Annotated in this window: 2 protein-coding genes; one reads left to right on the top strand and one right to left on the bottom strand. The window is 65.7% G+C overall.

From position 1 onward, the window contains the following. A partial coding sequence (locus tag EOA24_RS39055; RefSeq protein ID WP_127410883.1) for a hypothetical protein occupies positions 1 to 377 on the top strand: 377 nt, incomplete at its 5' end. A 44-nt stretch (positions 378 to 421) separates the two neighbouring features. Here the strand turns inward: EOA24_RS39055 and EOA24_RS39050 are convergent. Next, positions 422 to 1,050: sulfite exporter TauE/SafE family protein (locus tag EOA24_RS39050; protein ID WP_133374977.1), on the bottom strand; the 629-nt coding region annotated here is incomplete at its 5' end.

Here is a 1,050-nt window from a genome sequence, read left to right as displayed (position 1 = left end):
TGTCGATGCTGACGCTGATCTTCGGCCTCGTCATGTGCGGTTTCTGGGTCGGCTTCACCGAACTGTGGATCGTCATCGGCCTCGTCGGCTATGCCACGACCTTCTCGATCGGCATGCTGATCTTCAAGCCGACCGGCGAGCGCATGGGCGCCATGGTCGCCGAGCAGGGTGTGACGCCCGCCGTCCTTGCCATCGGCCAGCGCATGATGAGATGGGCGCGCCTCGATTATGCGGTGATGCTGGTGATCATCGCCGACATGGTGCTGAAGCCCACTCTGCACGACATCGGCATTCTTGCCGGCATGGCAATGGTGATTGCGCTCGGCGCCGCGCTCGCCTTCGGCGGCGGCCGCCAGCTGGTACCGAGCGCCGCCTGAGCGTTACATCTTTTGGAGCGAGGCGGTTGAAGGCCGCCTCGTTTCTACATCAAGCCGACTATGCCATCCCACAGCAGCTTGACGGCGACCACCGCGACGGTGGCGTAGGTGAACGGATAGAAGATCTCCGGCCGCATGCGGCGCACCAGCCAGGCGCCGGCGATGGTAGACAGCGGCGCCAGCGGCATCAGAACCGCCGAGGCCGTGAGGTTGGCGGTGTCGAACTGGCCGAGCGCGAAATAGGGGATGAGCTTCAGCGCGTTGGTGGCGGCAAAGAAGATCGCCGCGGTTCCGGACAGCACTTTCGGGTCGAGCCGGATCGGCAGCGCGTAGACCTGGAAGGGCGGACCGCCGACATGGGCGACGAAGCTGGTGAAGCCGGCCACCGTGCCCCAGCAAGCGGCGGCGATGCGGTTCGGCTCCGCCGCGTGATCGGCGCCATGGCGGAACTGCAGGTAGAGCCAGCGCAGCACGAACACCAGTGCGACGGCGCCGACGATCAGCCGCACCATCTCCTCGGTCACCAAGGCGGCGGTCAGCCAGCCGAGGCCGATGCCGATGACGGCGCCGGGCATCATGTCGACCAGCATCTTGCGGTCATAGACGCCCCACCACGTCCACACCGAAACGATATCCATCAGGCACAGGATCGGCAGCAGGATGGCCGCTGCCT

This window comes from Mesorhizobium sp. M2A.F.Ca.ET.039.01.1.1 (assembly GCF_003998035.1).
In the GTDB taxonomy this organism is placed as follows: domain Bacteria; phylum Pseudomonadota; class Alphaproteobacteria; order Rhizobiales; family Rhizobiaceae; genus Mesorhizobium.
The sequence above is the reverse complement of the archived record's forward strand: the minus strand, read 5'-3'. Positions and strand labels throughout refer to the sequence as shown.